The sequence below is a fragment of the Bradyrhizobium iriomotense genome (genome assembly GCF_018129405.1).
GTDB lineage: Bacteria > Pseudomonadota > Alphaproteobacteria > Rhizobiales > Xanthobacteraceae > Bradyrhizobium > Bradyrhizobium iriomotense_B.
In genome coordinates, this window is the sequence record NZ_JAFCLP010000009.1 from 116,463 (window position 1) to 141,840 (window position 25,378).

Annotated in this window: 26 protein-coding genes and 1 tRNA gene; 15 read left to right on the plus strand and 12 right to left on the minus strand. The window is 64.6% G+C overall.

All coding sequences use genetic code 11. The annotated features are described in order from the left end of the window. Position 1: 1 nt before the first annotated feature. A complete protein-coding gene (gene carB / locus JQ592_RS20220) occupies positions 2-3,466 on the minus strand; it encodes a carbamoyl-phosphate synthase large subunit (protein WP_211404546.1) in 3,465 nt (1,154 codons plus the stop codon). 251 nt (positions 3,467-3,717) lie between these two features. Next, positions 3,718-4,887 (minus strand): MFS transporter, encoded by a 1,170-nt coding sequence (locus JQ592_RS20225; protein WP_211404547.1) that lies wholly within the window; start codon positions 4,885-4,887, stop codon positions 3,718-3,720. A 113-nt stretch (positions 4,888-5,000) separates the two neighbouring features. Between JQ592_RS20225 and JQ592_RS20230 the strand changes: the two genes are divergently transcribed. Continuing rightward, entirely contained in the window at positions 5,001-5,378 is a 378-nt protein-coding gene (locus JQ592_RS20230) for an ArsR/SmtB family transcription factor (RefSeq protein WP_211404548.1), read from the plus strand. A 108-nt stretch (positions 5,379-5,486) separates the two neighbouring features. Here JQ592_RS20230 and JQ592_RS20235 read toward each other — a convergent pair. Next, positions 5,487-5,562 (minus strand) — tRNA-OTHER (locus JQ592_RS20235). Positions 5,563-5,616: 54 nt separating this feature from the next. Further along, positions 5,617-6,318 (minus strand): class I SAM-dependent methyltransferase, encoded by a 702-nt coding sequence (locus tag JQ592_RS20240; RefSeq protein WP_211404549.1) that lies wholly within the window; start codon positions 6,316-6,318, stop codon positions 5,617-5,619. A 105-nt stretch (positions 6,319-6,423) separates the two neighbouring features. Between JQ592_RS20240 and JQ592_RS20245 the strand changes: the two genes are divergently transcribed. Next, complete coding sequence (locus JQ592_RS20245) at positions 6,424-6,948, plus strand: Dps family protein (protein WP_211404550.1); 525 nt, start codon at positions 6,424-6,426, stop codon at positions 6,946-6,948. 170 nt (positions 6,949-7,118) lie between these two features. Here JQ592_RS20245 and JQ592_RS20250 read toward each other — a convergent pair whose 3' ends face one another. Further along, positions 7,119-7,643, minus strand: a complete 525-nt coding sequence (locus JQ592_RS20250) for a cupin domain-containing protein (RefSeq protein ID WP_211404551.1) — start codon at positions 7,641-7,643, stop codon at positions 7,119-7,121. 147 nt (positions 7,644-7,790) lie between these two features. On the opposite strand from JQ592_RS20250, the gene JQ592_RS20255 reads away from it, so the two are divergent. Then, positions 7,791-8,006, plus strand: a complete 216-nt coding sequence (locus JQ592_RS20255) for a hypothetical protein (RefSeq protein WP_211404552.1) — start codon at positions 7,791-7,793, stop codon at positions 8,004-8,006. A gap of 36 nt (positions 8,007-8,042) precedes the next feature. Here the strand turns inward: JQ592_RS20255 and carA are convergent, their stop codons facing one another. Further along, a complete protein-coding gene (gene carA, locus JQ592_RS20260; protein ID WP_211404553.1) occupies positions 8,043-9,233 on the minus strand; it encodes a glutamine-hydrolyzing carbamoyl-phosphate synthase small subunit in 1,191 nt (396 codons plus the stop codon). Between the two features lie 228 nt (positions 9,234-9,461). Between carA and JQ592_RS20265 the strand changes: the two genes are divergently transcribed. From JQ592_RS20265 to JQ592_RS20290, 6 genes are all read left to right on the plus strand, one after another. Continuing rightward, complete coding sequence (locus JQ592_RS20265) at positions 9,462-9,917, plus strand: GatB/YqeY domain-containing protein (RefSeq protein ID WP_211404554.1); 456 nt, start codon at positions 9,462-9,464, stop codon at positions 9,915-9,917. 255 nt (positions 9,918-10,172) lie between these two features. Next, on the plus strand, positions 10,173-11,312 hold the full coding sequence (locus JQ592_RS20270; protein ID WP_211404555.1) for an epoxide hydrolase family protein: 1,140 nt from the start codon (positions 10,173-10,175) through the stop codon (positions 11,310-11,312). 123 nt (positions 11,313-11,435) lie between these two features. Continuing rightward, positions 11,436-13,046, plus strand: coding sequence for an acyl-CoA synthetase (locus JQ592_RS20275; protein WP_211404556.1), 1,611 nt, complete (start codon positions 11,436-11,438; stop codon positions 13,044-13,046). Positions 13,047-13,054: 8 nt separating this feature from the next. After that, positions 13,055-13,522: a MarR family winged helix-turn-helix transcriptional regulator gene (locus JQ592_RS20280; RefSeq protein ID WP_211404557.1), complete on the plus strand. Its 468-nt coding sequence runs from the start codon at positions 13,055-13,057 to the stop codon at positions 13,520-13,522. Positions 13,523-13,602: 80 nt separating this feature from the next. Then, positions 13,603-13,971, plus strand: a complete 369-nt coding sequence (locus JQ592_RS20285; protein WP_211404558.1) for a YybH family protein — start codon at positions 13,603-13,605, stop codon at positions 13,969-13,971. A 2-nt stretch (positions 13,972-13,973) separates the two neighbouring features. Then, on the plus strand, positions 13,974-14,417 hold the full coding sequence (locus JQ592_RS20290) for a hypothetical protein (protein WP_211404559.1): 444 nt from the start codon (positions 13,974-13,976) through the stop codon (positions 14,415-14,417). A 1-nt stretch (position 14,418) separates the two neighbouring features. On the opposite strand, the gene JQ592_RS20295 is transcribed toward JQ592_RS20290, so the two are convergent. Beyond that, the gene (locus JQ592_RS20295) at positions 14,419-16,650 is read right to left on the minus strand and encodes an ATP-binding protein (RefSeq protein WP_211404560.1); all 2,232 of its coding nucleotides are present in this window, start codon (positions 16,648-16,650) and stop codon (positions 14,419-14,421) included. Between the two features lie 268 nt (positions 16,651-16,918). On the opposite strand from JQ592_RS20295, the gene JQ592_RS20300 reads away from it, so the two are divergent. Further along, entirely contained in the window at positions 16,919-17,692 is a 774-nt protein-coding gene (locus JQ592_RS20300) for a DUF2189 domain-containing protein (protein ID WP_211404561.1), read from the plus strand. A 153-nt stretch (positions 17,693-17,845) separates the two neighbouring features. Here the strand turns inward: JQ592_RS20300 and JQ592_RS20305 are convergent, their stop codons facing one another. The 3 genes from JQ592_RS20305 to JQ592_RS20315 are packed head-to-tail and all read right to left on the minus strand — an operon-like array spanning position 17,846 to position 19,132. Further along, a complete protein-coding gene (locus tag JQ592_RS20305; protein ID WP_211404562.1) occupies positions 17,846-18,358 on the minus strand; it encodes an SRPBCC family protein in 513 nt (170 codons plus the stop codon). Then, positions 18,355-18,825 (minus strand): SRPBCC family protein, encoded by a 471-nt coding sequence (locus JQ592_RS20310; RefSeq protein ID WP_211404563.1) that lies wholly within the window; start codon positions 18,823-18,825, stop codon positions 18,355-18,357. The genes JQ592_RS20305 and JQ592_RS20310 overlap by 4 nt, the downstream gene beginning before the upstream one ends. Beyond that, positions 18,818-19,132, minus strand: coding sequence for an ArsR/SmtB family transcription factor (locus JQ592_RS20315; protein ID WP_211404564.1), 315 nt, complete (start codon positions 19,130-19,132; stop codon positions 18,818-18,820). Before JQ592_RS20315 ends, JQ592_RS20310 begins: the two co-directional genes overlap by 8 nt. 520 nt (positions 19,133-19,652) lie before the next feature. Here JQ592_RS20315 and JQ592_RS20320 point away from each other — a divergent pair. Further along, positions 19,653-20,273 carry a LysE family translocator gene (locus tag JQ592_RS20320; RefSeq protein ID WP_211404565.1) on the plus strand — a complete coding sequence of 207 codons (621 nt, stop codon included), beginning with the start codon at positions 19,653-19,655 and terminating at the stop codon, positions 20,271-20,273. Between the two features lie 74 nt (positions 20,274-20,347). Continuing rightward, on the plus strand, positions 20,348-21,331 hold the full coding sequence (locus tag JQ592_RS20325) for a DUF3592 domain-containing protein (RefSeq protein ID WP_211404566.1): 984 nt from the start codon (positions 20,348-20,350) through the stop codon (positions 21,329-21,331). Here JQ592_RS20325 and JQ592_RS20330 read toward each other — a convergent pair. Then, positions 21,328-22,134 (minus strand): N-formylglutamate amidohydrolase, encoded by an 807-nt coding sequence (locus JQ592_RS20330; RefSeq protein WP_211404567.1) that lies wholly within the window; start codon positions 22,132-22,134, stop codon positions 21,328-21,330. The two genes, JQ592_RS20325 and JQ592_RS20330, sit on opposite strands and share 4 nt — an antisense overlap. Before the next feature lie 91 nt (positions 22,135-22,225). Between JQ592_RS20330 and JQ592_RS20335 the strand changes: the two genes are divergently transcribed. The 3 genes from JQ592_RS20335 to JQ592_RS20345 all read left to right on the plus strand — a co-directional run bounded on the left by JQ592_RS20335 (position 22,226) and on the right by JQ592_RS20345 (position 24,603). Then, complete coding sequence (locus tag JQ592_RS20335) at positions 22,226-23,137, plus strand: transglutaminase family protein (RefSeq protein WP_211404568.1); 912 nt, start codon at positions 22,226-22,228, stop codon at positions 23,135-23,137. Next, complete coding sequence (locus JQ592_RS20340; RefSeq protein ID WP_211404569.1) at positions 23,138-23,968, plus strand: transglutaminase-like domain-containing protein; 831 nt, start codon at positions 23,138-23,140, stop codon at positions 23,966-23,968. A 236-nt stretch (positions 23,969-24,204) separates the two neighbouring features. Next, the gene (locus JQ592_RS20345; protein ID WP_211404570.1) at positions 24,205-24,603 is read left to right on the plus strand and encodes a gamma-glutamylcyclotransferase family protein; all 399 of its coding nucleotides are present in this window, start codon (positions 24,205-24,207) and stop codon (positions 24,601-24,603) included. A 57-nt stretch (positions 24,604-24,660) separates the two neighbouring features. Here the strand turns inward: JQ592_RS20345 and JQ592_RS20350 are convergent, their stop codons facing one another. Next, positions 24,661-25,224, minus strand: a complete 564-nt coding sequence (locus JQ592_RS20350) for a chlorite dismutase family protein (RefSeq protein ID WP_211404571.1) — start codon at positions 25,222-25,224, stop codon at positions 24,661-24,663. Positions 25,225-25,378: the final 154 nt, after the last annotated feature.

Genomic DNA, 25,378 nt, shown 5'->3' on the forward strand with positions numbered 1-25,378 from the left:
ATCAGGTTTCCGAAAAGTAGCTCTGCAGGGTACGAACCTCAAGGTCCCCGCCCAGATAGGCGCGGATGCCCTGCGCGGCCGCCACGGCCCCGGAAAGAGTGGTGTAATACGGCACTTTATGCAAGAGGGCCGCGCGCCGCAGCGAACGGCTGTCGGCGAGCGCCTGCGGGCCTTCGGTGGTGTTGAAGACGAGCTGGACGTCGCCATTGGTGATGGCATCGACGATGTGCGGCCGCCCTTCCAGCACCTTGTTCACCTTCTCGGTCGGGATGCCCTGGTCGGTCAGGAAGCGCGCGGTGCCCGACGTCGCCAGCACCTTGAAGCCGAGCGAATGCAGTTCGCGAACGGCATCTGCAATGCGCGTCTTGTCGCTCTCGCGCACCGAGACGAACACCGTGCCCTTGCGCGGCACCCTGGTGCCGCCGCCGAGCTGGCTCTTGGCGAAGGCGACCTCGAAGTTGCGGTCGATGCCCATGACCTCGCCGGTCGAGCGCATCTCGGGGCCGAGCACCGTGTCGACGCCGGGGAAGCGCGCGAACGGGAAGACCGATTCCTTGACGCCGACATGCTTGAGCTTGGCCTTCTTCAGCTCGAAGTCGGCGAGCTTCTCGCCGGCCATGATGCGCGCGGCGATCTTGGCGACCGGCGTGCCGATCACCTTGGCGACGAAGGGCACCGTACGCGAAGCGCGCGGATTGACTTCCAGCACGTAGATATCGCCGTCCTTGATGGCGTATTGCACGTTCATCAGGCCGACGACGTCAAGGCCGAGCGCGAGCTCGCGCGTCTGCCGCTCCAATTCGTCGATCGTATTGGCATCGAGCGAATAGGGCGGCAGCGAGCAGGCGCTGTCGCCGGAATGGATGCCGGCCTCCTCGATGTGCTCCATGATGCCGACGATGAAGACGTCCTTGCCGTCGCAGAGGCAGTCGACGTCGACTTCGGTGGCGTCCGACAGATAGCGGTCGAACAGCAGCGGGTTCTTGCCGAGCACGGTGTTGATCTGCCCGGTCTTGTCGTTCGGATAGCGCGCCTTGACGTCGGCGGGCACCAGCTCCGGCAGCGTGCCGAGCAGATAGTCGTTGAGCTGGTTCTCCTCGCGGATGATCTGCATCGCGCGGCCGCCGAGCACGTAGGACGGGCGCACCACCAGCGGCAGGCCGAGATCGGCGGAGACGAGACGCGCCTGCTCGACCGAATAGGCGATGCCGTTCTTCGGCTGCTTCAGGCGCAGCTTGTCGAGCACGCGCTTGAAGCGGTCGCGGTCTTCGGCAAGGTCGATGGCGTCGGGCGAGGTGCCGAGGATCGGCACTTCGGCGGCTTCCAGCGCACGCGCGAGCTTCAGCGGGGTCTGGCCGCCGAACTGCACGATCACGCCGTGCAGCGTGCCGTTGCTGCGCTCGGTCGCAATGATCTCCAGCACGTCCTCGGCGGTGAGCGGCTCGAAATAGAGCCGGTCGGCGGTGTCGTAGTCGGTCGACACCGTCTCCGGATTGCAGTTGACCATGATGGATTCGTAGCCGGCGTCATGCAGCGCGAAGCAGGCGTGACAGCAGCAATAGTCGAACTCGATGCCCTGGCCGATGCGGTTCGGGCCACCGCCGAGGATGATGACCTTCTTCCTATCCGACGGCTGGCTTTCGTCCGCGACGCTGCCGGCGAACGGCGACTCATAGGTCGAGTACATGTAGGCCGTCGGCGAAGCGAACTCGGCCGCGCAGGTGTCGATGCGCTTGAACACCGGACGCACACCAAGCGCGTGGCGCTTGGCGGTGACCTCGGCATCCGCAACCTGTGCCAGCACGGCGAGGCGCGCGTCCGAAAAACCCATGGCTTTCAGCGTGCGCATGCCGAAGGCGTTGGCGGGAAGACCGCTCTTCTTGATCTTCTCCTCCATGTCGACGATGCCGCGCATCTCGGCGAGGAACCACGGGTCGATCTTGCAGGAATTGAAGATGTCCTCGTTGGACCAGCCGAGGCGCATCGCCTGCGCGACCTGCAGCAGCCGGTTCGGCGTCGGCGTGCCGAGCGCGGCGCGGATCGCGTTCTTGTCGTCGCCCTGGCCGAGGCCTTCGATCTCGATCTCGTCGAGGCCGGTGAGGCCGGTCTCAAGACCGCGCAGCGCCTTCTGCAGGCTCTCCTGGAAGGTGCGGCCGATCGCCATGACCTCGCCGACCGACTTCATCGAGGTGGTCAGCGTGGAGGAGGCGCCGGGGAATTTCTCGAAGGCGAAACGCGGGATCTTGGTGACCACGTAGTCGATGGTCGGCTCGAACGAGGCCGGCGTCGCGCCGCCGGTGATGTCGTTGGCGATCTCGTCCAGCGTGTAGCCGATCGCGAGCTTGGCAGCGACCTTGGCGATCGGGAAGCCCGTCGCCTTCGAGGCCAGCGCGGAGGAGCGCGACACGCGCGGGTTCATCTCGATCACGACCATGCGGCCGTCGGCGGGATTGATGCCGAACTGCACGTTGGAGCCGCCGGTCTCGACGCCGATCTCGCGCAGCACCGCCAGCGAGGCGTCGCGCATGATCTGGTATTCCTTGTCCGTCAGCGTCAGTGCCGGCGCGACCGTGATGGAGTCGCCGGTGTGCACGCCCATCGGATCGAAATTCTCGATCGAGCAGACGATGATGCAATTGTCCTTCTTGTCGCGCACCACCTCCATCTCGAACTCTTTCCAGCCGAGGACGGATTCCTCGATCAGGACTTCGTTGGTGGGGGACGCGTCGAGGCCGCGCTCGATGATGTCGAGGAATTCTTCCTTGTTGTAGGCGATGCCGCCGCCGGTGCCGCCCAGCGTGAAGGAGGGACGGATGATCGCGGGCAGGCCGATCTCGGACAGCGCCATCATGGCCTGGCCGAGCGCATATTCCTGGTAGCGCTTGCGGCGCTCGTTCTCGCCGAGCGCCCATTGCCGGTCGAGTTCTTCCTGCGCCGCGCCGGAGAGCTTTTCGCGCTCGGTGAGGTACTTGTCGCGGAAGGACTTTTTCAACTGGGATGCGTTGGCGAGGCGCGACTTCGGCGTCTGCAGCCCGATCTTCTCCATGGCGTTGCGGAAGAGCTGGCGGTCCTCGGCCTTGTCGATCGCATCAGCCGTGGCGCCGATCATCTCGACGTCGAACTTCTCCAGCGTGCCCTGCCGGCGCAGCGACAGCGCGCAGTTCAGCGCGGTCTGGCCGCCCATGGTCGGCAACAGCGCGAAGCCGCCGGGAATGACGTGACGTTCCTTCTCGATGATCTTGGCGACGATCTCGGGCGTGATCGGCTCGATATAGGTCGCATCGGCCAATTCCGGGTCGGTCATGATCGTGGCCGGGTTGGAATTGACGAGGACGATGCGATAGCCCTCTTCCCTCAGCGTCTTGCAGGCCTGGGTGCCGGAATAGTCGAACTCGCAGGCCTGGCCGATCACGATGGGGCCGGCGCCGATGATCAGGATGGTCGAGATGTCGGTTCGTTTAGGCATCACCGCTCGCGGGCTGGAATTTGGGCACAAAAAAAGGGCGCGCTTGCCGCGCGTCCCCTAAGCAGGAGCGCGATCAGCAAAAGTGGCGCCCGGTTTTGCGTCCGATCGCGCTCCCACTCTTAAAGAGCGCATGATCTTCCGCGCCAAACCGCCCACACTTTGGCGGATCATGCGCGTGCGCGGGGGTCTCCCTCGCGCGCGGGTGGGTCTTAGACCAGTTTTCGGGGCGGCGAAACCCCGAAAAATGCCCATCAACTGGCAATTTTGACGGGTTTTGGCCGGGCCTGCCAGCCACGGGCGAGGTGCACCAGAAGCGAGGCCGCAACGCTCGATCCGCCGATCCAGCCGAGGTCGGTCGGCGACAGGGTGGCCAGCACCGCGCCGCCTAGGGCCCCTCCGATGGCGAAGCCGAGATACATCGACGAGGCGTTGAGCGAGAGCGCGATCATCGAGGCCTGCGGCTCGATTCGGATGATGCTGGCGATCTGGGCCGGATAGAACGCCCAGCCCGAGATGCCCCACAGGAAGATCGTGCCCAGAACGGCGTAATGGGCCTGTCCCGGCATCAATTTGAGGACCAGCGAATGCAGGATCAGGGCGCTTGCCATGCCGGCGAGCCCGAGCGCTGCGGTGGTCAGCGTGCCGAGCCGGTCGGCCAGGGCGCCGCCGAGCATGTTCCCGATCGCGGCCGCGCCGCCAAACACCAGCAGCGCCAGGCTGATCTGCGAGGCATCGAAGCCGAGGCCGCGCAAGGGAATCGCGAAATAGGTGAACACGGTGAAGCCGCCGAGCGCCCAGAGAATGGTGATCAGAAGCGCGATCAGGACGTTGCTGTGACGTGCCACCGCCAGCCGGTCGCTCAGCGAAGCCGTGTTGCGCGGCAGGCCGCGGGGCAGGCCCAGCAACAGGCCGGCGAGTGCAACGGCGCCGATCAGGGCCACCATGGCAAAGGTCGCGCGCCAGCCGAGCAGGCTGCCGACGAGATTGCCGAGGGGAACGCCGATCACGGTCGCAACGGTGAGTCCGGAAGTCACCAGCGCCACCGCACGACCGCGCCTTTCAGGCGAGGCGACGGCGACCGACACCGCGAGCGCGGTCGGCATGCACAGGCCGGAGCCCAGCGCCATCAGCATCCGCGAGGCCAGCAGCAGGGCATAGTTGGAGGCCACCATGGCCGCGATATTTCCGGCAATGAAGGTGGTCAGCGCCAGAGCCAGCACGGTGCGGCGATCGACATTGTTCAGCGCCACCGCCAGGACCGGCGAGCCCACGGCATAGGTGAGGGCGTAGGCGGTGACCAATTGCCCGGCGGCCGAAACCGAAATCGACAGGTCGCCCGCAATCGCTGGCAAAAGCCCAGCAATCACAAACCCTTCGGTACCGATCGCAAAGGCCCCGAGGGCCAGCCAGAAGACGCTCATTGGCAACAATCCCTATGTTCAACGTTTATTGAACTATCAAACGAAGCGATATCAGTGTCAATTGGTTCAAGAACTATTGAACATCGCGGTCGCATCGCTATGATTCTCGAACCATGAGCCGCACGCCCCACCACCCCACCCGCGACCAGATCGAGCTGCCGATGGTTCTGGATTGCCTGAGCGATCCGATCCGTCTGGCGATCGTCTACCAGCTCGCCCAGCAGGAACGTGTCAGCAGCGAACTCCGCTGCAGCGACTTCAGCGCACTGAGCGGCAAGTCGAACCTCGCCTATCACTTTGCCAAGCTGCGCGACTGCGGCCTGATGCGGACCCGCGTGGCGGGCACCAACCGCTTCATGCGGCTGCGCCGTGAGGATCTGGAGGCGCGCTTCCCGGGCCTGCTCGATGCCGTGCTCAGCTCCGCAGCCAAGGATGCCGACCGGTTGCCGCTCGTGTCCGGCTGCGAATTGGTCGAGGTTGACCGAAAATGAGACGGTTGTGCGGGCCGAAGCGTGCCCGTCTTCGCCCTTCGGGCTTCGCCGAGGCAGCCTTCGCCACGATCTGGCTTGCCCAGCCGAAGCTGCGTAAGCAGCGAAGGCTGGAGACCCGGCCTGGATTTGAACCAGGATGAAGAGCGTTGCACCGCCCTCGCGTAGACGCTTCCGCCACCGGGCCGGCGCGGACATTACCGATTGCACTGCGACAAGCTACAACGGCTAATTGTTATGCTTAACGAACCAGTGGCGGCCGTGCGATGAAGGTCATGCGCCAGCGATTGTGGCCGATATTGGTGTGGGCGCGCTGGACGGCGAAGCCGGCCGCCTTCAGCTTCGCAATGATCTCGTCCTCGCTGTAGCGCTGCAGTCCGATCTTCGAGCGCAGCTGACGGTAATCCGACAGCGCGGTGCTGATCAGGCCGATCAGCGCATCCTTCAGGAAGCCGTGACGCAGGCCGAAACCGAGCAGCGCCATCACGTCCCTGAACATGCCGACATGGGGCTGAAGGATGTCGCCAAGCACCAGCTTGCCGGACGGAGTCAGCAATCGCCGGATGTTGAGCAGCGCGGCATCGAGCTCCTCGCCCGTCATGTATTGCGCGACCGAGTTCATCACCACGAGGTCGATGGATTGGTCCTGCATCTTGCGGACGTCGTCGAGCGAGCGGACGCGGATCTTGGTGTTGGGGGCAAACCGCGCGATCAGCCGGCCGCGCACGCCCGGCGCCGGTTCGGCCAGGATCAGCTTGCCGCAGGCGGCCGCCACCTGATTCGCCGACAGCGCCTCGCCGCAGGCGTAGTCGAGCACGGTCGCCTCGGGCGAGGTGATGTAGCCGATGATGTCCCGCGCAATGATCTGGAAGTGCAAGTCGCGATGCAGCTTGCTGACATAGATCGTGTGCGTCGAGTCGTAATAATCGATCCAATCGTCCATGGTATCCCGCCCGGCGGTTCCTATCTAGGAACCGTCACTGCCCGCCTTGCGTTAGGGGTGCGACGGCGCGCCGTCAATGTCCGCGTCCTAACAGGAAGGTTTCCCGTGAGCAAAACCAACAACAAGGTCTCGCCCGAACTCGACACCCCCACCGACCTGTCGCCCGATGGGGTCAAGAAGGTCTCAGAGTCACTTAACGTGCTTCTGGCCGACGCGTTCGCACTGTACCTGAAGACCAAGAATTTCCACTGGCATATCAGCGGCCGGCACTTCCGCGACTACCACCTGCTGCTCGACGAACAGTCGGACCAGATCTTCGCCACCACCGACCAGCTCGCCGAGCGCGTCCGCAAGATCGGCGGCACCACGCTGAAGTCGATCGGCCAGGTCGCAAAGCTCCAGACCATCAAGGACAACAACGAGGACTACGTCCCGCCGCGCGAGATGCTGCGCGAGCTGATGCAGGACAACAAGCACGTCGCAGCTGCGATGCGCAAGGCGCACGACGTCTGCGACGAGGCCGGCGACGTCGCCAGCGCCAGCATCCTCGAGGTCTTCATCGACGAGACCGAGCGCCGCACCTGGTTCCTGTTCGAGGCGACCCGGCAGGAAGGTGCGAACGCGGCGTAGGGCCGAGCTGCGTGTTTCAACAGTGTCGTCCCGGCGCAGGCCGGGACCCATAACCACAAAAGCCAGTTTGGCGAAGACAAGTCATGACCATCTCGCGCCATAACCCCGTCTGAGGAGTATGGGTCCCGGCCTTCGCCGGGACGACGGTGGAGTTTGTTGAATGAGCGCAGCTAACTCCCCCACAACCTCATCAACGCCCCATCCTTCCCCGTCACGGGATCGGCGGGCGGTAGCGCGACCTCTGGAATCGTCTTCAGCGCCTTCGCATGGTTCTCCGGCGTTGCCCGCGTGATCTCCATCTTCGCGCCGGGCGGATAGGCGCCGATGATGCAGAAATCATCGCTCGCCTTGATGCACTGATGCCCGGTGCCGGCCGGCAGGATCGCGACATCACCGGCCTTGATCTCCAGCTCCTGGCCATGATCGCCGCCGAAACGGACGCGGGCACTGCCGCGCGCAACGCCAAGCACCTCATGCACCGTGGCGTGATAGTGCAGATAGTCGTAGACGCCGTTGCGCCACGTCCCGCCCCAGCCGTTCTGTTCGAACAGGTTTTCGATGGTCTCTTCCGGCTGCTTCGGATCGAGCTTCACCGCGCCCTGGTAGACCAGGAACGAAAGGACGTTGTTCGGCACGAGCCCGTCATCCTCGAAAACGATGGCGAGCGGCTCGGCCTTGTCGCGAACTACGGACATGGCGGGGCTCCGAGTAGCGATAGATCAGGAATCAAGACCGCGCAGGTCGCTTGGTTCCTGACGCCAGTCCATACCCCGGCTTGACGGAGATCAAGGCGCAGGCGGCCATTGGCGGGCACGCAAGTCAAAGCGAAGAGAGGGAACGCCATGTACGCATCCGAGGTTGCGCAGCGTCATTTCTCGGCGGCCGTCGATGAGGCGGAGACGGCCGGCCTCGGGCACGAAGTCGTTTGCCGCGCCTTGCTCAGTCTCGTGATTTCGAAATATCTGGAGACGAGGTCCGTCGCCGACATCCAGGCGGAGCTGCGCTTCGTCGCCGAGAACTGCGATCCCGACACGGACTTCATGTTCATGCGTCCGTGACGGAGCCGGCGGGGTCATCCGCCGGCGTTTTTGGCCTTACGCGCTCTTCTTCTGCCGCATCAGATCGGCGAAGCGCTGGAACAGATAATGCGAGTCGCGCGGGCCGGGCGAAGCCTCGGGGTGGTACTGCACCGAGAACACCGGCTTGCCGTCGAGCTGGATGCCGCAATTGGAGCCGTCGAACAGCGAGATGTGGGTCTGCGTCGCGCCCTTCGGCAACGTCTTCTCGTCCACGGCGAAACCGTGATTCATCGAGGTGATCTCGACCTTGCCTGTGGTCTCGTCCTTCACCGGGTGATTGGCGCCGTGATGGCCCTGATGCATCTTCTTGGTCTTGGCGCCGACGGCGAGGCCGAGCATCTGGTGGCCGAGGCAAATCCCGAAGGTCGGCGTGCCCGACTTGATGACGTCCTGGATGACAGGCACCGCGTACTTGCCGGTCGCGGCCGGATCACCCGGACCGTTGGACAGGAACACACCATCCGGCTTCATCGCCAGGATGTCTTCGGACGAGGTCGTCGCCGGCACCACCGTCACCTTGCAGCCGACGCCGGCGAGCAGGCGCAAAATGTTGCGCTTGATGCCGTAGTCGATGGCGACGACGTTGAACTCAGGCTTGTCCTGACGGCCAAAACCCTTGTCCCACAGCCACGGCGTCTCGTCCCAGGTGAAGCGCTGGCCGCTCGTGACCATCGGCACGAGGTCCATGCCCTCGAGGCCGGGCCATTCACGCGCTTCTTCCTTGAGACCGTGCAGGTCGAACTCGCCGGTCCTGGAATGCGCGATCACGGCATTGGGCATGCCCTTGCTGCGGATCAGCGCGGTCAGGGCGCGGGTGTCGATGCCGGAGAGGCCAATGATGCCGCGTGCCTTCAACCATTGGTCGAGGTGCTTGGTGGCGCGGTAGTTCGAGGGATCGGTAATCGCGGTGCGCAGGATCACGCCGCGCGCGCCCGGCGTCGCGGCCATGTTCACCGTTTCGATGTCTTCCTCGTTGGTACCGACATTGCCGATATGCGGGAAGGTGAAGGTGATGAGCTGGCCGGCATAGGAGGGATCGGTCAGAATCTCCTCATAGCCGGTCATCGCGGTGTTGAAGCATACTTCGCCGACGGCATGGCCTTCGGCACCGAGACCGAAGCCTTCGAGCACCGTGCCATCGGCAAGCACGAGGAGCGCGGTCGGTTTGTGGTCCGGCCAAGCGGGATCGTTGTCATGTTGTGTCATGAGCCCGCTTCATAAGCCCCCCGCAAGCGCCCGTCAAAGCGGGAGGGGGCCGATTCACATGCGTTTTTGCATATTTGACGGGCGGCTACAGGCACTTGGGCCGGAACTGGCAATTTTGAGCCATTTCGGCGGCCGATGGGGAAACAATGCACCGGCAAACCGGTCCAGTCTGGCCTCTGGCCCGCGAACGGCTTAGATCAGGCGCGACAGATTGAGAGGACCCCGGCCATGCTGCGCGACGACATCAACAATGCGGTCAAGGAGGCCATGAAGGCCAAGGACGAGCGCAAGCTGTCCACGCTGCGCATGGTCAACTCGACCATCAAGAACGCCGACATCGACGCGCGCGGGCAGGGCAAGCCGCCGCTGTCGGACGCCGACCTGCTCGGGGTGCTGCAGAAGATGATCAAGCAGCGCCAGGAAGCGGTCGAGCTCTACGACAAGGGCGGCCGCGCCGAGCTCGCCAAGCAGGAGCGCGAGGAGATCGCGGTGATCTCGGCGTATCTGCCGAAGCAGATGTCCGAGGACGAGGTGAAGAAGGCGATCGCGGATGCGATCGGCGAAACCGGTGCTGCCGGCATGAAGGACATGGGCAAGGTGATCGCCGTGCTGCGGGCGAAGTATGCCGGCCAGATGGATTTCGGCAAGGCCAGCGGCCTGGTGAAGGCGGCGCTGTCGGGCTAAGCCGTCTTGCCCTCCCCTGGAGGGGACCTGGAGGAGGAGGGTCGATCGCGCGCAGCGGGAGCGGGGTGGGGTGATCTCTCCACTCGGGCAGCGCTTCCGTGGAGAGACTGTCACCCCACCTCGGTCCGCATCGCGCTTCGCTCTATGCGAACCGATCCCTCCCCTCCAGGGGAGAAGGGGCACCTTTAATGCGGCATCGGTTCGGTCTACTCTCTCCGTAAGAAAATTGGGGAGGCACAAAATTGGGGAGGCATGATGACCGGCGCCATCAAACCGTTCCGCATCGTCATCAGCGACGACATCCTTTCCGATCTCAAATCGCGCCTCGCGCGCACGCGCTGGCCGGAAGCGGAGCTGGTCGACGACTGGAGCCAGGGCGTTCCGCTGAGATGGATCCAGGAAATTTGCACCTACTGGGCCAATGACTACGACTGGCGCGCGCGTGAGGCAAAGCTCAATCGCTTCGACCAGTTCACCACCGAGATCGACGGGCTCGACATCCACTTCATCCATGTGCGTTCGAGAGAAGTAAACGCGCTGCCGCTGATCATCACCCATGGCTGGCCCGGCTCGATCGTCGAATTCCACAAGGTGATCGCGCCGCTCACCGATCCTGCCGCGCATGGCGGCAATCCTGCCGATGCCTTTCACGTGATCTGTCCGTCGCTGCCGGGCTTTGGCTTCTCCGGCAAGCCGAAATCCACCGGCTGGGGCGTCGACCGTATCGCCGCGACCTGGGCCAAGCTGATGGACGTGCTCGGCTATGCCCGCTACGGCGCGCAGGGCGGCGACTGGGGCTCGGCGGTGACGACCTCGCTTGGCGCGCAGGACGCCGAGCATTGCGCCGGCATCCACATCACGCTCGCCTTCAACGCGGCGCCGAAAGTCGAGGGCGAGCCGACGGCGGAGGAGAAGCGCGCGCTCGCCGGCCTCAAGCACTATGTCGATCTCGACTCCGGCTACTCGAAGCAGCAGTCGACGCGGCCGCAGACGCTCGGCTATGGCCTGACGGATTCGCCGAGCGGGCAGGCGGCCTGGATCCTCGAAAAATTCTGGGCCTGGACCGATTGCAACGGCCACCCCGAAAACATTTTTACCAAGGACGAACTGCTCGACAACGTCATGCTCTATTGGGCGACGGAGACGGCGACCTCGTCGGCGCGGCTCTATTGGGAGAGCTTTGGCAAGCGCCGCACGACGCCGGTCGTCAAGGTGCCGACGGGCGTTGCCGTGTTCCCCAAGGAGATCATCACCCCGGTGCGGCGCTGGATGGAGCCGAACTTCCACGACATCACGTACTGGAGCGAGATGGAGAGGGGCGGCCATTTCGCCGCCTTCGAGCAGCCGGAGCTGTTCGTGCGCGATGTCCGCAAGTTCTTCGCGGCGGTGCGGTGAACCCTAATCGTCATGCCCGGGCTTGTCCCGGGCATCCACGGCCTTAAACTGGCTGCAAGCAAGAAGAGCGTGAATGGCCGGAACTAGTCCGGCCATGACGCCGAGACCGTGGAACGCCGAGCCATGCTCACCGAAGCCAAGACCTACGACGAGCTCACCCGCAACTTCCGCTGGGACATCCCCGCGCGCTTCAACATGGCGGAGGCCTGCTGCGATCGCCATGCCGACGGCACCGGCCGCCTCGCGCTGGTCTATGTCGACGAGAATGGCGTCGTCACGCGCACCTCTTTCGACGAGGTTGCCGACATGTCGCGCCGCTTCGCCAATGTGCTGAAGGCGGATGGGCTCACGCGCGGGGACCGCGTCGCGGTGTTCCTGTCGCAGTCGCTGGAGCTGCCGATCGCGCATATGGCGGCGTTCCGCTCCGGGCTGATCTCGATCCCGCTGTTTGCGCTGTTTGGCGAGGACGCGCTGGAATTCCGCCTGTCGAATTCGCAAGCAAGAGCGATCATCACCGATGAGGCGGGCTGGGAGAAGCTCACGAAGATCCGCGAGCGGCTGCCCTATCTGCAGGATATCTATGTCACGAGCGGCGCCGTCCACGCCGGCGCAAAGCCGTTCTGGTCAGCGATCGAAACCGCGTCCGAGGATTTTGCAAACGTCGACACCTCGGCCGATGATCCCGCGCTGATCATCTACACCTCCGGCACGACGGGCAATCCGAAGGGCGCGTTGCATGCGCACCGCGTCGTGCTCGGCCATCTGCCGAATGTGGAGATGTGTCACAACTTCCTGCCGCGGCCCGGCGATCTCATGTGGACGCCGGCGGACTGGGCCTGGATCGGCGGCCTCGTCAATGGCCTGCTCGCGTTCTGGTATCACGGCATCCCGCTGGTCGGCCACCGCGCGCGAAAATTCGAGCCGCAGGCGGCGATGCAGATGATGGCCGATCTCGGCGTCCGCAACGTCTTCCTGCCGCCGACCGCGCTGAAGCTGATGCGGCAGGCCGGCGTGAAGCATCCCGGCGTCAGGCTGCGCAGCATCTTCACCGGCGGCGAATCCCTCGGCGGCGAATTGCTGGGATGGGTGCGCGAGACTTTCGGCATCGACGCGCATGAAGTGTTCGGCCAGACCGAATGCAACCTCGTGATCGGCAGCAACTCGAATCTCTTTCCGATCCGGCCGGGCTCGATGGGCAAGGCGACGCCGGGCTTCGACGTCCGCATCGTCAACGACAAGGGCGAGGAATTGCCGCGCGGTCAACGCGGCATCATCGGCGTGCGCCAGCCGTGCCCGGTCACCATGCTCGAATACTGGCGCAATCCCGAGGCGACGGCGAAGAAATATGCCGGCGAATTCCTGCTCACCGGCGATCTCGGCGTGCAGGACGAGGACGGCTATTTCTGGTATGTCAGCCGCGAGGACGACGTCATCACTACCGCCGGCTACCGCGTCGGCCCGTCCGAGATCGAGCACACGCTGATGAAACACCCCTCGGTGGCGATGGCCGCCGTGGTCGGCATCCCCGATCCGATCCGCACGGAATCGATCAAGGCCTGGATCGTGCTGCGTCCGGGCTTTACCGGCAGCGATGCGCTCGCGCGCGAGATTCAGGAGTTCGTGAAGGTGCAGCTCGCTGCGCACGAATATCCGCGCTACGTGGAGTTCGCCGAGACGCTGCCGATGACGGCGACGGGCAAGGTGCTGCGGCGCGAGCTGCGGGCGAGGGGGTAGGTTTTTCAATGCCGAAGACGTCTCAGGCCGCGGGGCTTCACCGCGCCTCGCTGGCGAAGCTGCACGATCTCGATGCGGCGCTGGAACTCATGTATTACGGCTGGCGCGGGATGACGCTGGAGGCCGACGACTATCTCGCCAGGCAGGGGTTGTCGCGCCCGCATCACCGCATCCTCTACGTCGTGGCGCGCCAGCCCGATATCGCGATCGGCGCGCTGATCGAGGTCCTCGGCATTTCCAAGCAGGCTCTGAACCGGCCGCTCAACCTGCTCTTGGAGCGCAAGCTGCTGACGTCGACGCGCGCGCCCGAGCAGCATCGCTCGAAGCTGCTGCGCCTGACGGCCGCGGGGCAACGCATCGAGCAAAGGGCGTCGGACCACGAGCGCAAGGTCATGCGCCGGGCGTTCGAGCGCGCCGGCGCCTCAGGGGCGGCGGCCTGGATGGCCGTCATGGAGGCGATCGCCGACAACAACTGACGGCTTCTCAAGTCAATATGGTTGACATGAGGGTGCGGCTTTGCCACTTTCCGGCCAACGGGCCAGGGAGGGGCTCCGCCATGAGCGCAGGGAAGATGAATCGCGCCGCGGCCGAACGTTTCGTTGCGGCATGGTGCGCGAGCTGGTGCAAGGTCGACATCGACGCGGTCGTCGCGCATTTCGCCGACGACGCGCAGATGCGCAGCCCTCTCGCGCTCGAACTGACAGGCTTCCCCGTTGTCACCGGAGCGGAGAACATCCGCACCTATTGGCGGCAAGCCTATGGCCACATCGAAAGCGCCGATTTGAAGATCCTGGGCTGGAGCTGGGACGAGACGATCGCGCGGCTGACGGTGTGGTGGCAATTGGGCGGCACGCGCGCCAGCGAATTCATGGACTTCGACGATGCGGGCCGTGTGATCCGCAGCGAAGCCTTTTACGGAAAATAGCCATGCGTCTTTCGGATATCGTTCTGCTCCTCAACACGCTCTGGTTCGTCGGCGCGTTCATCCAGTTCAGCATCGCGCAAACCAACACGCTCAAGATATTGCTGCCGCGGGAAGAGCGCAGCAATCCGATCGCGCCGACCCTGGCGGCCAGCGTCGCGTTCCTCGGCGGGATGAACCTGCCGATCGGACTGTTGTCGTTCTATCTTCTGGCCGCCCGTCCACTCTTCTTTCAGCCGGTCCAGGCGCAGCTCGTGCTGTTCCTGTTCTTCGCTGCCTGCCACTTCAGCCAGTTCGTCTATAACCTCCCGGTCCTGATGCGCGGCGGACGCGTCGGGGTGGCCTACTGGCCGGTGTTGAAGGGCCCGATGCTCCGGATCTTCGTCATCGACGCGGCGCTGTTCGCGGCCAATCTCGGTGTGGCGCTCCAGCTCGCGTTCTCGTCCTGATCTATCGCGGCGGCGCCGAGAGGGCGGCGCGCAGCATCGCAGCGAGATCCTTGCGCCGGAACGGTTTTGTCAGAATGCGGGCGTCACCGACCCCGTCGGGTGTCTTGACCGGATCCTGGGTGTAGCCGGAGGTGAAGAGCACCTTGAGCCCGGGCCGCAGCGCCGTTGCCTGCCGCGCAAGCTCCGGCCCGAATATGCCGCCGGGCATCACAACGTCGGTGAACAGCAAATCGATGTCCCCGCGCTGGCGCAGCAAGTCCAGCGCCGCGGGACCGTTCGAGCGCGTGAGGACGCGGTAACCGAGCGCCTTCAGCTCGTTCTCGACATAGGCCCGCACCATGTCGTCGTCCTCGACGACGAGAATGGTCTCGCTGCCATCGGGTGCCGCGATCCGCTCTGCCGGTAACGGATCCTCGGCCGGCGGCGTTGCCAGCCGGGGAAAGAACAGCCTGACGACGCTGCCATGTCCCGGTTCGGACTGCATCTGCACCAGCCCGCCGGACTGTCGCACGAAGCCGTAGACCATGCTGAGGCCGAGCCCGGTCCCCTTGCCGACCTCCTTGGTGGTGAAGAACGGCTCGAAGGCGCGGCTCGCCACTTCGGCGGTCATGCCGGTGCCGGTGTCGGTCACGGCCACCATGACGTAGTCGCCCGGCCGCGGCTCGCCGTTGACGTCGAGGTCGGATTCGCCGAGCGAGGTATTGCGCGCCTCGACCGTCAGCTTGCCGCCGTCGGGCAAAGCGTCGCGCGCGTTGAGCACTAGGTTGAGCAGCGCGGTCGCCAACTGGCCGGGATCGACGCTGGTCATCCACAGATCCGCATCGAGCGCGAAGGTGCACTCGATGTGCTCGCCCAGGCTTCGACGGAGCAACGGCTCCATGTCGAGCAGCTTGCCGGCGATGTCGATGTCGCGCGGCCTTAAGGGCTGCTTGCGCGCGAAGGCGAGCAGGCTCCGCGTCAGGTCGGAGCCGCGCTCGGCGGCGGTCGCGATGTCGCCGGCGATCCGGTGCAACTCCTTGTCGCCCGCCAGCCGATCGGCCAGATGTTCCGAATTGCCGAGAATGACGGTCAGGAGATTGTTGAAGTCGTGCGCCACGCCGCCGGTGAGCTGGCCCATGGCTTCCATCTTCTGCGATTGGCTGAGCTTCTGGTTGAGGTCGGCGATGGCGGCGCGCTGCTGCTGCAGCGACTCGGCGGTGTCGTTGAGCAGGGTCATCAGCCCGCCGAGCTCGCCGCCCGGATGGGGCGGCGGAATGCGCGCGCTGAGATCGCCGCGTCCGAGATTCTTCGCCATCGCGGCGAGCCGTCCGACCTGGCGCCCGACGCTCACGGTCGCAAGGATCCAGACCGCCGCCAGCAGCAGCAGCGAGGCCACGGTGAGGATCGCGAGGTCCTCGTAGAGCCGGCGGTTCGCTGCCGCGACCAGCCCGTCCTTGGACCGCCCGACCAGGATGTAGAGACCGGCATCCCGGGTCGACGGCGAGCCGGCGGCGACACTCCAGACATGGGCGCGGCCCTCGCGATCGGTCACCTCGTGAAAGGCCTCCCGGTCGGGCGTTGCCGCGAAGCGAAACAGTTCGGAGCCCGCGATCGACCCGCCGACCGGCTCGGTCCAGCCTGCGCCGGAGGGAGCGACCAGAACCGTGCCCTTGCCGTCGACGAGCAGGATATCCTTCTCGCCGAGCAGCCGCTTGTGGTGAAACTCCGCGAATTTGCGCAGGTTGAACGAAGCCAGCAGGATCAGCTTCAGCGCGCCCGCGTCCGACCGCACCGGATAAGCGATCTGGAGCACCGATATTCCGGTCAGCCGGCCGAAGACCGGTTCGAGCACGACGCGGTTCGAGACCAGGGCCTGCTTGAAATAGGCGCGATCCCGGAGATCGAGGCTGCGGTTGGTCCGCAGCGAGTCGCAGAACAGGCTGCCGTCGGGATCGATGGTCAATATTCCGGTGAACTGTGGGTGTTCCTCGCGCACCTCCGACAGAAACGCCGAGCACGCCGCCTTGTCGCGCGTGTCGAGGTCGCGGGCACGGGCGAGACCATAGTGAAGCTGCGCGGTGCCCTGGATCTTTTCGTTCAGGTCGCCTGCAATCTCGTCGGCGGCCGCCGCCAGATTGGTCAGGGCGGCGTTGATGTCGCTGCTGCGGTTCTGCATGAAGCGCAAGCCGACAAGGCCCGCGGGCACCAGCATGGAGGCGATGACGAGGATCAGTAGCCGGGTATGCAAGCTCATCGGTCGAGTGGTCCGCTCTGGTCATCGCGCATGGGGGCGGAGGTACAATTTGCGGCACCGCCCTCCGCTCCGTCCATAGGCATGGTGCCGAAAAGCGAGGAAAGATTTTGACATACACGCGTGGCGGGTGGGCCAGAGCGAGGAGGCGCTGCCGGCTTCCTCCAATACCGTCATCCCGTGATCAACTCGCGCGTGCGCGCGGTGCCGAAGGGCAGTAACATCGAGGTCGCGCGCGACGAAGATCGCGCCGGCAAATGAGGAGGAAGCTATGTCCATCTCGGGCAAGGTCGATCCGGTCGTGCGTCCCGTTGTGGCCACGGATATCGCCGAGGCACTGGTCGAGGGCCTCCGCGACTTCCAGGCGCTGCCGCTCTACGGGCTTTGCTTCGGCGCGCTCTACGCCGCCGGCGGCATCGTCATCATGCTCTGCCTCACAGCCTTCGGCATGGTCTACCTGGTCTATCCCCTGGCTGCTGGTTTCGCGCTGATCGGCCCGTTCGTGGCGATCGGCCTCTACGAGGTCAGCCGCCGCCGCGAGCGCGGCGAGCCTGTGTCGTTCGGCGCGATCTGGTCGACCGTCCGCTCGCGCAGCGAGATCGGCTGGATGGCGTTCGTCACGCTGTTCGTGTTCGTGATCTGGATGTACCAGGTGCGGCTGCTGATTGCGCTGCTGCTCGGTCTGCATGCGTCGTTCTCGAGCCTGCAGGAGTTCATGACGGTGGTGCTGACGACCAACGAGGGCCTGCTGTTCCTCGCCATCGGCAACGCCGTCGGCGCGGTGCTGTCGCTGATCCTGTTCTCGCTGACCGTGGTGTCGTTTCCGCTGCTGCTCGATCGCGAGGTCGATTTCGTCACGGCCATGGTGACGAGCGTGCGTGCGGTGGTGACCAGCCCGCTGCCGATGATCGGCTGGGCAGCCGTGATCGTGATGCTGCTGATCGTCTCGGCGCTGCCGTATTTTCTCGGCCTGATCGTGACGCTGCCCGTGCTCGGGCACGCGACATGGCATCTGTATCGGCGCTTGGTGGTGCCGGTTGTTTAAGCGTCGTCCTGGCGAAAGCCAGGACCCATTACCCCAAGCAGGAGTTTGGCGCGAACTGGTCATGACCAGTCTTCGCAAAACCGAAGCCGGTGGTAATGGGTCCTGGATCAGCGCTCCGCTTTGCTACGCTTGTCCAGGACGACGGAAGAGAAGTTACGGCGTCTTGATCCCCATCGCCTTCAGCGCATCGAGCATCCGCTGCGGCGGGCCCATTTTGACCACCAGCGGCTTGCCGGTCTCGAGCACGCTCTTGAGGCTGGAGAGGATCGCCGGCCAACCCTGCCGTCCACCTTCGAGGATATCGTCGCTGAGCGGCCGGTCATGGCCTTCGCTCATGGTGAGACGAACCGCATCGCCGACCTGTTCGATCTCGTAAGTCACCAGCGTCGGGCCGAGCTTCTCGATCAGATCCGGCCAGTTGACGTTGAAGGTGACGGCGAGCTTTCGCGGCGGGTCATATGCGAGGACCTCGCCGCTGATGTGCAGCGCGCCGTCAGGCGTGCGCACGATGAACGCGCCGCCAAGCCGCGGCTCGACCTCCACGGCGTTGCCGAAGAAATACTGCTTGCTGAATTCGGCCGTGGTCAGCGCCTCCCAGACTTTCTCCGGCGTCGAGGCGATGTAGATGGTGTAGACCATCAGCGGTTTGAACTGATCGAGGTTCATTTTGCGTCGAATCCCTTGTTGAGGGCTGCGCGCGGGATGCCGAGCAGCCTGCCGGTCTCCAGCAGGCTCTTGAGCTGGGACAGGATCGCCGGCCAGCCGTTGGAGACGGCACCGAGATATTTGCCGCCCTCGACGAAGCCGTCATGCAACACGGTCAAACGCACGAGCGAGCCGAACGGTTCGATGGTGAAGACGACGCGTGAGGTCGGCTCGCCCCGAAGCTCCTCGAACTTGTGGTGCTTGAAGCTGTAGGACAGGCGCCGCGGCGGATCGGCCTCCAGGATCTCTCCGGAATCGGTGATCTCGTCGTCGAGCAGGAGCGCGAAGGGCGAGCCGACCTTCCAGTCCGATTTCACCTCGGCGCCGAACCAGTATTGCCTGGTAAACGCGCTCGACGTCAGCGCCTCCCACAGTTTTTCCGGTGTGGTCTCGATATAGCTCACATAGACGAATTGCGGCTTACTCATCGCGCTTCTCCAACTGGCGTTTCAACTCGCCGAGCGCGACGAGCTTGCCGCGCTCGAACTTCCTGATCCAGCGTTCGCCGATCTGATGGATCGGCACCGGGTTGAGGTAGTGCAGCTTCTCGCGGCCATGCTTGAAGGTCGTGACCAGATTGGCCTCTTCGAGAATGGCAAGGTGCTTGGTGACGGCCTGGCGCGTCATCGCGAGGCCCTCGCAGAGTTCGTTCAGGGTCTGGCCGTTCCTGGCGTGAAGCCTGTCCAGCAGCGAGCGTCGTGACGCATCGGCGAGCGCTTTGAAGACCTCATCCATGGCAGTGATAATAGGCAACCAAATGGTTGCATGTCAAGAAACACGTCATTCCGGAAACCGCACAGCGGTTATCCGGAATCTCGAGATTCTCAAGTGCGCAACCGCGCACCATAGTTCGCAGTTCGTGCGCCCCGGAATGACTCGCCGCGAAATCGTGTTTTGGGCGCATGCATCCAGCCATGTTAGCCTCTCATCTCAGCCAACGCAGATTGGTTCCGGGAGGACATTGATGTTCCGACGCGTCTTGACTGCCGCAGGCCTCGTCCTTTTCGCCTCGAGCTGACAGGTCCCGCGCGCGCTGTGGCCGGTCTGCCCAGGAACTGACGATGCGGCCGCGAAGGCGGGGGATCCAGTATTCCAGAGACGCATGTGGGATGCGGAGAGGCCGCGGCGTACTGGATACCCCGCCTTCGCGGGGTATGACACCGCTGGTTGACGTGCGCTCTGCGCTCATCTCGCTTCCGTTCCCGCCCATCCCATGCATTAATACCTCCAATCCGCCCTCAGCTGAGTCCTACCCATGATGTCCATGCAAGCCTATCTCGCCTTCGTCGCCGCCTGCATTGCGCTGGCGTTGCTGCCGGGGCCGATCGTCACCCTGGTCATCGCCAATGGTCTGCGCCATGGCACGCGTGCGGCGCTGACCAACGTTGCCGGCGCGCAAGCCGGCCTCGCCATCGTCATCGGCATCGTCGCGATCGGCCTCACCTCGCTGATGGCGACGATGGGCTACTGGTTCGACTGGGTGCGCTTTGCCGGCGCGGCCTATCTGGTCTGGCTCGGCATCAGGCTGATCTGGGCGCCGGTCGAGGGCGTCGATGTCGACGCGCCGCCTCCGCCGCCGCGCGGCGGGTTTTTCCTGCAAGGCTTCCTGGTGCTGCTGTCGAACCCGAAGGTGCTGGTGTTCTTCGGCGCCTTCATCCCGCAGTTCATGGACATGAACCAGCCGCACTTTCCGCAGGTCGCGCTGCTGGGCGCCACCTTCATGGTCACCGCGGTGATGACGGATGCGCTCTACGCCATCGCAGCCGGCCGCGCGCGAAAATTCTTCTCGGCCCGCCGCACCCGGATGATGTCGCGCATCTCCGGCGGCTTCATGATCGGCGGCGGTATCTGGCTGGCGCTGACCCGGGCGAAATGAGCTGACATCGGTTGAACCTGCGGCGGCGGCGATGCGTCCAAGGAAGCATTGCCGCTGACCCAAGGATTTTGACCGTGCCGAATTTGCCGCCGCTCGTTTACGCGATGCTGCTTGCGCCGCTGGCGCTGATCTTGATTGCCGCCATCGTCAAGACCTGGCAGGCGCGCGAGGCGCGAAGCTGGCCGCAGGCCGCGGGCAAGGTCATCACCTCGGTCGCCGAGCTGCGCGAGGTCAAGGTTTCCGACGACGAGCGCGAGGACGGCTATCGCACGGAGAGCCGCAACTTCGCCAACGTCACCTACGAATATTCGGTCGGCGGTCGCAAGCTGCGCGGTAGCCGCATCTCGATCGGCGAGGACCTCGGCAATTTCCAGGTCGCCGAGAAGCTGGCGAAATATCCGGCCGGCACCATCGTCACCGTCTACTACAATCCCAAGCATCCCGATCAGGCCGTGCTGGAGCGTGATCTGCCCAAGGGGCTGTGGGGCTGCCTCGGCATCGGCTCGGCGATCGTGATCGCCATCATCTTCGGCTCGGTCTTCGGCCTCAACCAGAGCTACCAGTATCTCGCCCATCACATCGGCCGCCCCGATCTGGCGGGCCTCGTCGTCGCCTTCGGTGCGTTCGGCCTCGTCATCGCGTTGATGGCGTGGGGCGTGCAGCGGCAGGCGTCGATGGCGACGCGCTGGCCGGTCGTGCCGGGCACGATCAAGCTGTCCGGAATCGAGGAATATCACGAGGCCAGCGAGCCCGGCGAGGCGCGCGGCCTCGAGATGTTCGGCAAGCGCGTGACCTACACCTATCGCTATCAGAACGTCAGCTACACCAACGAATGCGCGCGGGTCGCGGCGGAAACGCCGTCGGCTTCCGACGAGATGCTGAAGAAGCTGATGTCGCGCTACCAGGACGGTGCGACCGTCGAGGTCCGCGTCAATCCCGACAACCCGGCCGAAGCCACGTTAGATGCCCGCGGCGACGGCCGCATGGCCTACGTGCTGTGGGGCATCGCCGCGATCTTCGCCGCGCTCGCGCTGTTCGTGGCGACGCGTGGTGGTTAGTCGAGCAACCTTTCCGCCCGCAGCTCCACCTCGATCTCCGCAAAAACCCTTGCCAGCCGGTCGGCCCATTGCTGCTGGCCGGACTGGTCCGCGATCAGATCCTGGCGGATCTCGATGCCGGTGTTGACGAGGCCGCGGGCTTCGCCGTGGACGGGGATGGTGTAGTCGGTGAGGTCGCTCACCGCATAGGGCTCGTTGTCGCCGACGACGAGATCGCCCTGGCTGCGAAGATGTTTCACCAAGAGCTGCGGCAGCACGGTGTCGCGATTGTACAGCGCGCCGATGTGCCAGGGCCGCGCAACGCCGGCATAAACCGGCGTGAAGCTGTGCAGCGATACCAGCACCGTCGGCCGCTTGCCGTGCAGGCGCCGGCCGATCGTGGCGTCGATGCGATGATGATAGGGCTCGAAGATCTCGCGCCGGCGCGCGGCGCGCTCGGCGTCGGAGATGGCCTCGTTGCGGGGGATCGTGGTTGCCTCGGAAATTACGGGGATCGAGCTTGCCGCGCCGGGAGGACGGTTGCAGTCGATCACGAGCCGCGAATAGCGCTGCGCGATCAGATGCGCATCGAGCATCTGGGCGAGGCGCTCGGCGACGCCGGCAATGCCGATGTCCCAGCCGATGTGCCTGACAAGCTCGCTCTCGGGGATGCCGAGATCGCCGAGCGCGCGCGGCAGCACGCGTCCGTGGTGATCCGAGGTCAGCAGGAAGGGCGATGTGCCTTCTGCATTCACCTCATGCACTGGCGGAATGTCACCCTCGCCGAGCAGTTGATCGGCCGCGCCGGCTGTGTCTAAAGCCATCCTGATTGCCTATGAAAAAAGCAGTCACCCCGAAAATTGGGCAGGAATCGGTATAGATTGGTCTGCCCAAAATCACCATGATTGCCGGACGATGCCGCTGCTCACGATTCATCACAAGACCGAATATCGCTATAACCGCCCCGTGGCGTTCGGCGAACACCGCATCATGCTGCGTCCGCGCGACGGGCATGATTTGCGCGTGCTCGACTCCAGGCTCGAGATCTCGCCCGAGCCGATGTCGCTGCGCTGGATCCACGACGTGTTCGGCAACTCGGTCGCGATCGCCAGTTTCGACGAGCGCGCGGATCATCTGACCTTCGACTGGCACGTCACGGTCGAGCACAATCCCGTCGACGAGTTCGCGCTGACTGCGGACGATGCCGCCTATTTCTATCCGTTCGTCTATGACGACGAAGAGTTTGCCGATCTCGTCCAGTACATCACGCCGCAATATGCCGATCCCGACGGCGAGATCGGAGAATGGGCGCGCGGCTTCCTCGACGAGGAGGCGCCGACGCCGACCTTCAAGATCCTGAGCGGCATGACGCACGCGATCCGCAAGCAGTTCAAATACCGCAAGCGCCACGAGCCCGGCACGCAGCATCCGCTCGACACCTTGCAGTCGGGCACAGGAACCTGCCGCGACTATGCGCTGTTCATGATCGAGGCGCTGCGCCAGCTCGGCATCGCCGCGCGATTCGTGTCGGGCTATATCTTCGTGCCCGAGGACATCGCGCAGCGTCATGTCGGCGGCGGCTCCACCCATGCCTGGGTGCAGGCCTATCTGCCGAGCGCCGGATGGATCGAGTTCGATCCGACCAACGGCATCGTCGGGACCCGCGACCTCATCCGCGTCGCGGTCGCCCGCGACCCGCGTCAGGCGATTCCGCTGCACGGCGTCTATATCGGCTCCGAAGAGGCCTTCGATGAGATGGAAGTGAACATCAAGGTGGTCTCGGACGACCAAGACAGCGACGCAGAGATGGAGGAAGAGGTTTCATAGATGGAGATCAAGGTCGGCTTCGAGATCACCTACGCAGCGGTGCAGCCGACACCGATGGTGATCATGCTGAACATCCACCCCTCGCGACAGGCCGACATCATCGGCGGGGAGACGGTGGTCGCGGAGCCCGACATTCCGATCCGCTTCTATCACGACGTCTTCGGCAATGTGTGCGGCCGCCTCATGGCGCCGGCCGGCGGCGTGACGCTGAAGGGCAGCGCACTGGTGCGCGACAGCGGCCTGCCCGACGAGGTCATGCCGGCCGCGCAGCAGATCCCGATCGAGCAATTGCCGAACGAGCTGCTGCTCTATTTGATGCCGAGCCGCTATTGCGAGACCGACAAGCTTACGGATATCGCCTGGTCGCTGTTCGCTAAGACCGAGCCCGGTTGGAATCGAGTCGCGGCGATCACCGCGTTCGTGCATCAGCATGTCACCTTCGGCTATGAGCACGCCCATCACATGAAGTCGGCGCACGACGTCTACGAGCAGAAGACCGGCGTCTGCCGCGACTTCGCGCATCTGGCCGTCGCGCTCTGCCGCTGCATGGGCATCCCCGCGCGCTACTGCACCGGCTACATGGGCGACATCGGCATCCCGCCCGAACCGTTCCCGATGGATTTCTCCGGCTGGTTTCAGGTCTGGCTCTCGGGCAAATGGTTCACCTTCGACGCCCGCCACAACGTCCCCCGCATCGGCCGCATCCTGATGGCGACGGGGCGCGACGCCGCCGACGTCGCGCTCTCCACCAGCTTTGGCCGGATGGAGCTGAAGAAGTTCGTGGTGGTGAGCGACGAGGTGGTCGGCGCGGCTGTGGTGAAGGCGGGGTGAAGGGGGCGCTCGTCACTGCCTCGCTTCGCTCGCAATGTTGATGTCAGGCACAACGCCCTCCCAATGTCGTCCTGGCGAAAGCCAGGACCCATTACCCCGACTGTTGGTGTGGCGCGACGATGTCGCCATCAGGTTGCCCATTCCCGCATTCGGTGGTTATGGGTCCTGGCTTTCGCCAGGACGACACCGAATGTGCGGCTCTGTTGCTCGATCTAATTGCCAGCTATAGACCCCCCATGACCTCCAACCGTCTCTTCGTCTACGGCACCCTGATGCGCGGCTTCGACCATCCGATGGCGCGGCTGCTTGCGCAGCACGCGGACTTCATCGGTGAAGCGACCTGCCGCGGGCAGCTGTTCCTCATCAAGCACTATCCGGGATTGCTGCGCTCGGACGCTGCGTCCGACCTCGTCCATGGCGAGCTCTTCCAGCTGCGCGTGGCCGACGAGCTGCTGCGCGAGCTCGACATGTATGAAGCCTGCGGCGAAGGCTTTCCCGAGCCGACCGAATATCTGCGCGAGCTGATCGACGTGACGCTGCCGGACGGCAGATCCGAGAAGGCCTGGACCTATGTCTACAACTGGCCCGTCACCGATCTGCCCCGCATCGAGTCGGGCCGCTTCCTGGACCACTAGTTGCTTTTTGAGCGTGATCTTGTCGGAAAACCGTTGCGCACTTTTCCGGATCACGCTCTAGGCCGACAGCACTTCCTTCACCACGCGCACGTCGACCTCGCGCTCGACATAGCTCCATTCCTCGGTCTGCCTGAGCGTCGCCACCAGCTCCTCGAACAGCGAGGCATCCGCGGGGGCGAATTCGAACCAGGTCAGGAAATCGAAGGGCTCGCCGAGGTCGCGGCAGTGATAGAGCTGGCGCGCGATCGCGGGCAGGAAGCGCAGGCTGCCGGCGATGTGGTGCGACCTGTCCTCGAAGATCTCGCGCCGCTCTTCCTGCGTCAGATCCCACCAGGCCTGCGACTTCCGGATCGGGATCAGCGCCGCGCTGGTGGCTTCCACCCGGCCGAGCCCGGCCTGCACCGCGACGAGCTGCTCCTTCTCGGGCCGCTCGGTGTAGCGCAGGCTGCTGGGAACGCCGACCAGTCGCCAGGCATTGCGTGAGGGCACCAGCGGCAACGAGACCGCGTCGCTGTCGGTGACCGACAGCGCCGGCATGAAGGGCAGGGGCTCGCCCGTCACTGGCGAAATCGAGGTGACGCGCCAGCCCCCGCTGTGGCCGCCTCGAAAGGTCCTGAACATGGGGGTATGGAAGCGTGGAACCGGGCGCGGTTCAAGCTCTCTTGTCATTCCGGGGCGATGCTGCGCATTGCCCCGGAATGACGGGGGGAGGACGGAAGCCCTGTGAATAGGTCGAATAACCCGGATAACCCGCCTAAACCTGACTTTTAGGCAA

Bases quoted from the DNA above. Each gene is read 5' to 3' on its own strand.
- JQ592_RS20310 (WP_211404563.1), bottom strand. From the start codon at position 18,825: ATGAGTAAGCCGCAATTCGTCTATGTGAGCTATATCGAGACCACACCG.
- JQ592_RS20270 (WP_211404555.1), top strand. From the start codon at position 10,173: ATGACCGGCGCCATCAAACCGTTCCGCATCGTCATCAGCGACGACATC.
- JQ592_RS20350 (WP_211404571.1), bottom strand. From the start codon at position 25,224: ATGTTCAGGACCTTTCGAGGCGGCCACAGCGGGGGCTGGCGCGTCACC.
- JQ592_RS20305 (WP_211404562.1), bottom strand. From the start codon at position 18,358: ATGAACCTCGATCAGTTCAAACCGCTGATGGTCTACACCATCTACATC.
- JQ592_RS20340 (WP_211404569.1), top strand. From the start codon at position 23,138: ATGGAGATCAAGGTCGGCTTCGAGATCACCTACGCAGCGGTGCAGCCG.
- JQ592_RS20290 (WP_211404559.1), top strand. From the start codon at position 13,974: ATGCGTCTTTCGGATATCGTTCTGCTCCTCAACACGCTCTGGTTCGTC.
- JQ592_RS20345 (WP_211404570.1), top strand. From the start codon at position 24,205: ATGACCTCCAACCGTCTCTTCGTCTACGGCACCCTGATGCGCGGCTTC.
- JQ592_RS20280 (WP_211404557.1), top strand. From the start codon at position 13,055: ATGCCGAAGACGTCTCAGGCCGCGGGGCTTCACCGCGCCTCGCTGGCG.
- JQ592_RS20240 (WP_211404549.1), bottom strand. From the start codon at position 6,318: ATGGACGATTGGATCGATTATTACGACTCGACGCACACGATCTATGTC.
- carA (WP_211404553.1), bottom strand. From the start codon at position 9,233: ATGACACAACATGACAACGATCCCGCTTGGCCGGACCACAAACCGACC.
- JQ592_RS20255 (WP_211404552.1), top strand. From the start codon at position 7,791: ATGTACGCATCCGAGGTTGCGCAGCGTCATTTCTCGGCGGCCGTCGAT.
- JQ592_RS20315 (WP_211404564.1), bottom strand. From the start codon at position 19,132: ATGGATGAGGTCTTCAAAGCGCTCGCCGATGCGTCACGACGCTCGCTG.
- JQ592_RS20300 (WP_211404561.1), top strand. From the start codon at position 16,919: ATGTCCATCTCGGGCAAGGTCGATCCGGTCGTGCGTCCCGTTGTGGCC.
- JQ592_RS20230 (WP_211404548.1), top strand. From the start codon at position 5,001: ATGAGCCGCACGCCCCACCACCCCACCCGCGACCAGATCGAGCTGCCG.
- JQ592_RS20225 (WP_211404547.1), bottom strand. From the start codon at position 4,887: ATGAGCGTCTTCTGGCTGGCCCTCGGGGCCTTTGCGATCGGTACCGAA.
- JQ592_RS20265 (WP_211404554.1), top strand. From the start codon at position 9,462: ATGCTGCGCGACGACATCAACAATGCGGTCAAGGAGGCCATGAAGGCC.
- JQ592_RS20285 (WP_211404558.1), top strand. From the start codon at position 13,603: ATGAGCGCAGGGAAGATGAATCGCGCCGCGGCCGAACGTTTCGTTGCG.
- JQ592_RS20330 (WP_211404567.1), bottom strand. From the start codon at position 22,134: ATGGCTTTAGACACAGCCGGCGCGGCCGATCAACTGCTCGGCGAGGGT.
- JQ592_RS20295 (WP_211404560.1), bottom strand. From the start codon at position 16,650: ATGAGCTTGCATACCCGGCTACTGATCCTCGTCATCGCCTCCATGCTG.
- JQ592_RS20250 (WP_211404551.1), bottom strand. From the start codon at position 7,643: ATGTCCGTAGTTCGCGACAAGGCCGAGCCGCTCGCCATCGTTTTCGAG.
- carB (WP_211404546.1), bottom strand. From the start codon at position 3,466: ATGCCTAAACGAACCGACATCTCGACCATCCTGATCATCGGCGCCGGC.
- JQ592_RS20335 (WP_211404568.1), top strand. From the start codon at position 22,226: ATGCCGCTGCTCACGATTCATCACAAGACCGAATATCGCTATAACCGC.
- JQ592_RS20275 (WP_211404556.1), top strand. From the start codon at position 11,436: ATGCTCACCGAAGCCAAGACCTACGACGAGCTCACCCGCAACTTCCGC.
- JQ592_RS20320 (WP_211404565.1), top strand. From the start codon at position 19,653: ATGATGTCCATGCAAGCCTATCTCGCCTTCGTCGCCGCCTGCATTGCG.